The 7,884-nt window shown below is 71.2% G+C and carries 10 protein-coding genes; 8 read left to right on the top strand and 2 right to left on the bottom strand.

Annotated elements, in window-relative coordinates; genetic code table 11:
• Nucleotides 1-196: hypothetical protein (locus ACZ7FF_RS15865; RefSeq protein ID WP_470812755.1), on the bottom strand; the 196-nt coding region annotated here is incomplete at its 3' end.
• 224 nt (nt 197-420) lie between these two features.
• On the opposite strand from ACZ7FF_RS15865, the gene ACZ7FF_RS15860 reads away from it, so the two are divergent.
• From ACZ7FF_RS15860 to ACZ7FF_RS15840, 5 genes are all read left to right on the top strand, one after another.
• Nucleotides 421-1,365, top strand: coding sequence for an SPFH domain-containing protein (locus ACZ7FF_RS15860; protein ID WP_470812754.1), 945 nt, complete (start codon nt 421-423; stop codon nt 1,363-1,365).
• Nucleotides 1,362-1,598 carry a type II toxin-antitoxin system antitoxin gene (locus ACZ7FF_RS15855; RefSeq protein WP_470812753.1) on the top strand — a complete coding sequence of 79 codons (237 nt, stop codon included), beginning with the start codon at nt 1,362-1,364 and terminating at the stop codon, nt 1,596-1,598. Before ACZ7FF_RS15860 ends, ACZ7FF_RS15855 begins: the two co-directional genes overlap by 4 nt.
• A 94-nt stretch (nt 1,599-1,692) precedes the next feature.
• Nucleotides 1,693-2,217: a PadR family transcriptional regulator gene (locus tag ACZ7FF_RS15850; RefSeq protein WP_470812752.1), complete on the top strand. Its 525-nt coding sequence runs from the start codon at nt 1,693-1,695 to the stop codon at nt 2,215-2,217.
• Nucleotides 2,214-2,903 carry an ABC transporter ATP-binding protein gene (locus ACZ7FF_RS15845; protein WP_470812751.1) on the top strand — a complete coding sequence of 230 codons (690 nt, stop codon included), beginning with the start codon at nt 2,214-2,216 and terminating at the stop codon, nt 2,901-2,903. The genes ACZ7FF_RS15850 and ACZ7FF_RS15845 overlap by 4 nt, the downstream gene beginning before the upstream one ends.
• On the top strand, nt 2,900-5,242 hold the full coding sequence (locus ACZ7FF_RS15840; protein ID WP_470812750.1) for an ABC transporter permease: 2,343 nt from the start codon (nt 2,900-2,902) through the stop codon (nt 5,240-5,242). The genes ACZ7FF_RS15845 and ACZ7FF_RS15840 overlap by 4 nt, the downstream gene beginning before the upstream one ends.
• 28 nt (nt 5,243-5,270) lie before the next feature.
• Here the strand turns inward: ACZ7FF_RS15840 and ACZ7FF_RS15835 are convergent, their stop codons facing one another.
• Nucleotides 5,271-6,212, bottom strand: a complete 942-nt coding sequence (locus ACZ7FF_RS15835) for a LysR substrate-binding domain-containing protein (protein WP_470812749.1) — start codon at nt 6,210-6,212, stop codon at nt 5,271-5,273.
• A gap of 139 nt (nt 6,213-6,351) precedes the next feature.
• Here ACZ7FF_RS15835 and ACZ7FF_RS15830 point away from each other — a divergent pair, with 139 nt between their 5' ends.
• From ACZ7FF_RS15830 to ACZ7FF_RS15820, 3 genes are all read left to right on the top strand, one after another.
• Nucleotides 6,352-6,906: a peroxiredoxin gene (locus ACZ7FF_RS15830; RefSeq protein ID WP_470812748.1), complete on the top strand. Its 555-nt coding sequence runs from the start codon at nt 6,352-6,354 to the stop codon at nt 6,904-6,906.
• A gap of 3 nt (nt 6,907-6,909) precedes the next feature.
• Nucleotides 6,910-7,452: an alkyl hydroperoxide reductase gene (locus tag ACZ7FF_RS15825; protein WP_470812747.1), complete on the top strand. Its 543-nt coding sequence runs from the start codon at nt 6,910-6,912 to the stop codon at nt 7,450-7,452.
• Nucleotides 7,453-7,560: 108 nt separating this feature from the next.
• Nucleotides 7,561-7,884, top strand: coding sequence for a hypothetical protein (locus ACZ7FF_RS15820; RefSeq protein ID WP_470812746.1), 324 nt, complete (start codon nt 7,561-7,563; stop codon nt 7,882-7,884).

The following is a 7,884-nucleotide window of genomic DNA, read 5'->3' as shown; positions in this document are numbered from 1 at the left end:
AGGCCGCGATCACCAGCAGGCAGACCCCGAAGAACGTACCGACGATCTTCTTCCAGGTGAACAGCCTGCGTATGAAGCTCTTGCGGGGTCCCCCGTCGGGCCCGGCGCCGGCTTCGGGCGTGGAGCGGCGACGCTGGGGCGGCGCTGCGCGGTGGCCGCCGCGCTGTCGCGCTCGTCTCTCTTCCGCTCGTCCCATGGGTCCTTCGCTCCGCTTCCGTCTCAGTGGTCAGCTCCGAAAGCTAACACCCGCCTATATGACAAAGGGCGTCCGATCCGCTCTTTTGCGGACGTGAGAATCAGCACCCGCCCCACAGGGAACCGACGAATCTGACCACCGTCAGGTTGCTTGACCGATAAAAGTGATATCACTTAGCTAGAAGCATGAAAGGCGCTCCGGCGCCACGAGAACGGGGAGCACCCATGTCCGCTCACGACCCGGCCCATGACCGCGCGACCGTCGCCGACGTGCCCGAGATGCCCGCCCCGCGGGTGCGGGAGTTCACCGCGCACAGCATCGGCGGCGGGCTCGCCCTGCTGCTCGGCCTGCTCGGACTCGCCGTCGCCGTCGCACTGTTCGTGACCTCCGGAGCGGTCTCCGGCCCCGCCAGGGGCGGCCTCGCCGCCGCCGGTGTCCTGGTGTTCCTCGCCGCCGTCATCGCGATGCGCGGCCTGAACACGGTCGCGCCCGGTGAGGCGCGGGTCGTCCAGCTCTTCGGGCGCTACCGGGGCACGATCCGGCAGGACGGCCTGCGCTGGGTGAACCCCTTCACCTCGCGGACCCGGATCTCCACCCGGGTGCGCAACCACGAGACCGCCGTCCTGAAGGTCAACGACGCCTACGGCAACCCGATAGAACTGGCCGCGGTCGTGGTGTGGAAGGTCCAGGACACCGCGCAGGCCACGTTCGAGGTGGACGACTTCGCGGAGTTCGTCGCCACGCAGACCGAGACCGCCGTACGGCACATCGCGATCGAGTACCCGTACGACGCCCACGAGGAGGACGGCCTCTCGCTGCGCGGCAACGCCGAGGAGATCACCGAGAAGCTGGCCGTCGAGTTGCAGGCGCGGGTGGAGGCGGCCGGCGTGCGGGTCGTCGAGTCGCGCTTCACGCATCTCGCGTACGCTCCCGAGATCGCCTCGGCGATGCTCCAGCGGCAGCAGGCCGGCGCGGTCGTCGCCGCCCGGCGCCAGATCGTCGACGGCGCCGTGGGCATGGTGGAGGCCGCGCTCGCCCGGATCGCGGAGCGGGACATCGTGGAACTGGACGAGGAGCGCAAGGCGGCGATGGTGTCGAACCTGATGGTGGTGCTGTGCGGCGACCGGGCCCCGCAGCCGGTGCTCAACACCGGGACCCTCTACCAGTGACGGAACCCTCGGAGACCCCGAAGCGGCGACAGCCGCAGCAGCGCAAGCAGGTGCTGCTGCGGCTCGACCCGTCGGTGTACGAGGCGCTGGCCCGCTGGGCCGGGGACGAACTGCGGTCGGCCAACGCGCAGATCGAGTTCCTCCTGCGCAGGGCGCTGGCCGAGGCGGGCCGGCTGCCGAAGGACACCGGCCCGCTGCCCCGCAGGGGCCGGCCGCCTGTTTCTGAACCGTGACAATCGGCCCCCACCTGGGCCCCCGTACCGCCTGCCATGATCCCCGCACTCCGCGTATACATGCCGCGTATACACCGTGTGTAGAGTGCGGAGCATGTCCATCGGTCACACCCTCCTAGGGCTCCTGGAGTCCGGCCCGCGCCACGGCTACGACCTGAAGCGGGCCTTCGACGAGAAGTTCGGTCACGACCGGCCACTGCACTACGGCCAGGTCTACTCCACGATGTCCCGGCTGCTGAAGCACGGTCTCGTGGAGGTCGACGGGATCGAGGCCGGCGGCGGCCCCGAGCGCAAGCGGTACGCCATCACCGACGCCGGCATCACCGACGTCGAGCACTGGCTCGGCACCCCGGAGAAGCCGGAGGAGTACCTCCAGTCGACCCTCTACACCAAGGTCGTCCTCGCCCTCCTCACCCACCGCGACGCGTCCGTCGTCCTCGACACCCAGCGCACCGAGCACCTGCGGAGCATGCGCATCCTGACCGACCGCAAGCGCCGGGGCGACCTCGCGGACCAGCTGATCTGCGACCACGCCCTGTTCCACCTGGAGGCCGACCTGCGCTGGCTCGAGCTGACCGCGGCCCGCCTGGACCGGCTGCGCGCGGAGGTGGCCAAGTGACCGCTCCCGCCGGCTCCCTGCTCGCCGCCGAGAACCTGCACAAGGCGTACGGCCCCACGGTCGCGCTCGACGGCGCCGAGTTCTCCATCCACCCCGGCGAGGTCGTCGCCGTCATGGGCCCCTCGGGCTCGGGCAAGTCGACGCTCCTGCACTGCCTCGCGGGCATCGTGCCGCCCGACTCGGGCTCCATCACCTACGACGGCCGGGAACTGGCCGGCATGACCGACGCCGCGCGCAGCGCGCTTCGCCGCAGCGAGTTCGGGTTCGTCTTCCAGTTCGGCCAGCTCGTCCCCGAGCTGACCTGCGTGGAGAACGTGGCCCTGCCGCTGCGGCTGAACGGCACCTCCCGCAGGGAGGCGGAACGGGCCGCGCTCACCTGGATGGAACGCCTGGAGGTGGACGACCTCAGGGGCAAGCGGCCCGGCGAGGTCTCCGGCGGCCAGGGGCAGCGCGTCGCGGTGGCGCGGGCCCTGGTCACCGCGCCCCGGGTGCTCTTCGCCGACGAGCCCACCGGCGCGCTCGACTCGCTCAACGGCGAGCGCGTGATGGAGTTGCTGACCGACGCGGCCCGCTCCACCAACGCGGCCGTCGTGCTGGTCACCCACGAGGCGCGGGTGGCCGCCTACTCCGACCGCGAGATCGTCGTACGCGACGGCAAGTCCCGTGACATGGAGCGCGTCGTATGAGTGCGCGCCAGTGGAGCAGGGACCTCGGCATGGGGGTGCGGTTCGCCTTCACCGGCGGGCGCGAGGGCTGGATCCGGGTGCTCCTGACGGCGGTCGGCGTCGGACTCGGCGTGGCGCTGCTGCTGCTGACGACCGCCATCCCCAACGCACTGGACGTACGTCACCAGCGCGACGACGCCCGTCTCGACTACACCTACGGCCCGATGCGGCCGAAGGCCGCGGACACCCTGGTGATCTCGGACTCCGACACCACGTTCCGCGGCACCGACGTCCGCGGCCGGCTGGTGGAGCCCGAGGGGCCGCGCGCCCCGATCGCCCCGGGCCTGTCCGCGTACCCGGCGCCGGGCGACATGGTGGTCTCCCCCGCGCTGAAGGAACTGCTCGACTCCGGCTCGGGCAAGCTGCTGCGCGAGAGACTGCCGTACCGGATCGCCGGCACGATCGGCGAGCCCGGGCTGATCGGCTCGCAGGAACTCGCCTACTACGCCGGCGCGAAGGACCTGGCCCGGAGGATCGACGGGTCCCGCACGGCCCGCATCTCCCGGTTCGGGCGGCCTGAGACCTCGACCTCGTCCAGCGGCCTCGACCCGGTCCTGCTGCTGCTGGTGGTGGTCATCTTCGCCGTGCTGCTGATGCCGGTCGCGGTGTTCATCGCCACGGCCGTGCGGTTCGGCGGCGAACGCCGCGACCGCAGGCTGGCCGCGCTGCGGCTGGTGGGCTCGGACAGCCGGATGACCCGGCGGATCGCGGCGGGCGAGGCCCTGGCCGGCTCCCTGGTCGGTCTGGCCTTCGGCACGGTGTTCTTCCTGCTGGGCCGTCAGCTCGGCGGCTCGGTCGAGGTCCTGGACGTGAGCGTGTTCCCCAGCTACCTCAACCCCTCGCCCGCGCTGGCCGCCCTGGTCGCGGTCGCCGTCCCGGCGGCGGCCGTGCTGGTGACGCTGTTCGCCCTGCGCGGGGTGGTCATCGAGCCGCTGGGCGTGGTCCGTACGGCCAGGCCCAGGCGCCGCCGGCTGTGGTGGCGGCTGCTGCTGCCGCTCGGCGGACTGGCCTGCCTCGCGCCGATGGTCGGACAGGGCCGCGACAACGGCGACTTCAACGAGTACCTGGTGACCGGCGGCGTGCTGCTGCTGCTCGTCGGCGTGACCACACTGCTGCCGTGGGTCGTCGAGGCGGTCGTGGCCCGGCTCGGCCACGGCGGCGTGGCCTGGCAACTGGCCGTACGACGACTGCAGTTGAGCAGCGGCTCGGCGGCCCGGATGGTGAACGGCATCGCGGTCGCGGTGGCCGGGGCGATCGCGATGCAGATGCTGTTCGCGGGCGTGCAGAGCGACTACACCAAGGTCACCAGGCAGGACCCCAGCCAGGTGCAGATGCAGGTCAACCTGTCGCGGGGCATCCCGTTCGTCCCGGCCGCCGCGAAGTTCGCCGCGACCCAGGGGGTACGGAAGGTCAGCGCGCTGGGCAGCAGCGACCTCGGCGACCGCAGCTGGGGCGGCGACGGTCCGCACACCACGACGGGCCTGACCGTCGGCACCTGTGACTCCCTGCGCACGGTGGCCCGGCTGACGTCCTGCCACGACGGGGACGTGTTCCTCGCCACGGGCGGCGACGGGGACTCCGACGCGCACAAGCTGATCCGGCCGGGCCGCGTCCTGTACGTCGACGGGAACAGCCGGCTGACCCACGGAAAGGACGTCCTCTGGACCGTCCCGAGCGGGATCAGGCAGGTCCCCGCGACCGGGGGGCCGATCATGGGCAAGCTGAGCGGGGTGCTGATGACCCCGGGCGCCGCGCCCGGCCCGGTGAGCCGCGCGCTCAGCGGAGCGGTCTACCTGTCGCTGGACGAGTCGGCGCCGGACGAGCAGGACATCGTGCGCAACACGGCCGCCCGGATCGACCCGCTGGCCGACGCGATGCCGTGGGCCTCGACCGAGAAGTCGAAGCAGTTCACCTCCATCCGCACCGGGCTCTTCGTCGGGGCCGTCGCCGTCCTGGCGCTGATCGGCGCGAGCCTCCTGGTCACGCAGCTGGAGCAGCTGCGCGAGCGGCGCAAGCTGCTCTCCTCGCTGGTCGCCTTCGGCACTCGGCGGCGCACCCTGAGCCTGTCGGTGCTGTGGCAGACGGCGATCCCGATCGCCCTGGGCCTGCTGCTCGCCTCCGCGGTGGGACTCACCCTGGGCGCGGTGCTGCTGAAGATGGTGGGCGCGACGATACGCGTGGACTGGCCGGGCGTGCTGTCCATGACCGGAGCCGGCGCGGCGGTGGTCCTCGCGGTCACCCTGCTGAGCCTGCCGCCGCTGGCCCGGCTGATGCGCCCGGAGGGCCTGCGCACGGAGTAGGCGGCGCGGCCGCGCGCACCCCGGGGACTCACTGGTCCAGCACCCGTACCGGCAGCGTTCCCAGCACACCCCGCAGGGCCGCGGCGAGCTCCTCGTACTCCCCGGAGCGCGCCGCGCCCGCCCGCATGGCGAAGGCGACGCGGCGGCTCGGGGCCGGTTCGGCGAAGTAGCCGGTGAGCAACTGGCTGCTGCGGGTGGTCTCCAGCTTCAGGGCGGTGCGGGGCAGCAGGGTGCAGCCGAGGCCGCCCGCCACCAGCTGGACCAGCGTGGACAGGCCGGCGGCCGTGGTGGTGACCGGGGCGTCCTCGCGGCCCGCCTCGCGGCAGATGTCGAGGGCCTGGTCGCGCAGGCAGTGCCCCTCGTCCAGCAGCAGCAGGTTCAGTTCCCGCAGCGCCTCGCGGGGGATGCCCTCGCGGCCGCCGAGCCAGTGGTCGAGCGGGGTGACGAGCACGAAGTCCTCGTCGAAGAGCGGGAGTTCGACGATGCCGGGGACGCCGAGCGGAACGGCCAGCAGCAGCAGGTCGAGGCGGCCGGAGTGCAGGCCGTCGATCAGGCTGGCGGTCTGTTCCTCGTGCACCTGGAGGTCCAGCTGCGGGTAGCGCTCGTGGACGAGCCGCAGCACGTTCGGCAGCAGGTACGGCGCGACGGTGGGGATCACCCCGAGGCGCAGCACCCCGGTGAAGGGAGCCCGCACCGCCTCGGCCTCCTCCATCAGCGCGCCGACCTCGTCCAGCACCGCCTTCGCCCGGATCGCGAGCCGTTCACCGGCAGGCGAGAGCAGCACCTTGCGCGTCGTACGCTCGAGGAGGGTCACTCCGAGCGTCTCCTCCAGCGCCGAGACCGCGCCGGACAGGGCGGGCTGGCTCATCCCGATGGCGGCCGCCGCGTCCCTGAAGTGCAGGTGTTCGGCCACGGCGGCGAAGGCGCGCAGCTGCGCGAGGCTGGGCTGCCTCCGTTTGCCGTTACTCATGGTCACTGATAACTACCTCCGATCAACATGACCGAGTGTAGCTATTTCACTAATCAATGCACCCTGTGCCAACATCGACAAAGTCCAACCCAAGGGAAACACCCTCAAAAGGGGTGCTTCCTCGCTGCAAGGAGAGCGTGTGCTCACTGTCGGTGACAAGTTCCCCGAGTTCGAACTGACCGCCTGCGTCTCGCTGGAGAAGGGCCAGGAGTTCGAGCAGATCCACCACAAGTCCTACGAGGGCAAGTGGCTGGTCGTGTTCGCATGGCCGAAGGACTTCACCTTCGTCTGCCCGACCGAGATCGCCGCGTTCGGGAAGCTGAACGACGAGTTCGCCGACCGTGACGCCCAGATCCTCGGCTTCTCCGGTGACTCCGAGTTCGTCCACCACGCCTGGCGCAAGGACCACCCGGACCTGACCGACCTGCCGTTCCCGATGATGGCGGACTCCAAGCACGAGCTGATGCGCGACCTCGGCATCGAGGGCGAGGACGGCTTCGCGCAGCGCGCCGTCTTCATCGTCGACCCGAACCGCGAGATCCAGTTCACGATGGTCACCGCCGGTTCCGTGGGCCGCAACCCCAAGGAGGTCCTGCGGGTCCTGGACGCCCTGCAGACCGACGAGCTGTGCCCCTGCAACTGGAGCAAGGGCGAGCAGACCCTCGACCCGGTCGCGCTGCTGGCTGGTGAGTGACCCGTGTCCCTCGACTCGCTGAAGTCCCGGGTCCCGGACTACGCCAAGGACCTGAAGCTCAACCTGGGTTCGGTCATCGGCAACTCCGACCTGCCCGCCCAGCAGCTGTGGGGCACGGTGCTGGCGACCGCCATCGCCTCCCGCTCCCCGATCGTGCTGCGTGAGCTGGAGCCGGAGGCGAAGGCGAACCTGTCGCCGGAGGCGTACACGGCCGCCAAGTCGGCCGCCGCGATCATGGCGATGAACAACGTCTTCTACCGCACCCGGCACCTGCTGTCCGACCACGAGTACGGCACGCTGCGCGCGGGTCTGCGGATGAACGTCATCGGCAACCCCGGTGTGGAGAAGGTCGACTTCGAGCTCTGGTCCTTCGCGGTCTCCGCGATCAACGGCTGCGGCCTGTGCCTCGACTCGCACGAGCAGGTGCTGCGCAAGGCCGGCGTCGAGCGCGACGTGGTCCAGGAGGCCTTCAAGATCGCCTCGGTGATCCAGGCCGTCGGCGTCACGCTGGACGCGGAGGCGGTGCTGGCCGACTCGGCCGAGTAACCCGCCCCGGCATCACGGCCCCCGTCCACCCGGTGGACGGGGGCCGTCGTCCGTACGTGAGTACGCGTACTCAGGCTCCACCGGCTCACAGCGGAGACACTTGCCGCCATGAGTGGCCCTCCGACTCCCCGCCCGGGCACCGGCCAGGACGTCTTCCTCGCCTTGGCGTTGCTGGTCCTGGACGCGTTCGCCGGCGTGGTCGTCCTGCTGACCGCCCTGGCGAACACCGACTTCGACATGTTCGAGCCGGACCCCCACGCGGACGTCTCGTCGGTGTTCGCCTGGGCGGCGGGCTTCGCGGGACCGGTCCTGCTGTCGGCGGCCGGCCTGTACCGGGGTGGGTACCGGGTGAGCGTGGCGGCCCAGGCCGCCGCGGGTGCCGCGGCGCTGGCCTTCTGCGCCGCCGGATTCGGCGGGCAGGTCGTCCTGTGA

The organism is Streptomyces sp. NPDC037126, from assembly GCF_055605965.1.
Note: the sequence above shows the minus strand (reverse complement) of the source record. Positions and strands in the feature narration are given on the sequence as shown.

Excerpts from the sequence above, each read along its gene's own strand:
- ACZ7FF_RS15850 (WP_470812752.1), top strand. The coding sequence starts at position 1,693 with ATGTCCATCGGTCACACCCTCCTAGGGCTCCTGGAGTCCGGCCCGCGC.
- ACZ7FF_RS15835 (WP_470812749.1), bottom strand. The coding sequence starts at position 6,212 with ATGAGTAACGGCAAACGGAGGCAGCCCAGCCTCGCGCAGCTGCGCGCC.
- ACZ7FF_RS15840 (WP_470812750.1), top strand. The coding sequence starts at position 2,900 with ATGAGTGCGCGCCAGTGGAGCAGGGACCTCGGCATGGGGGTGCGGTTC.
- ACZ7FF_RS15860 (WP_470812754.1), top strand. The coding sequence starts at position 421 with ATGTCCGCTCACGACCCGGCCCATGACCGCGCGACCGTCGCCGACGTG.
- ACZ7FF_RS15820 (WP_470812746.1), top strand. The coding sequence starts at position 7,561 with ATGAGTGGCCCTCCGACTCCCCGCCCGGGCACCGGCCAGGACGTCTTC.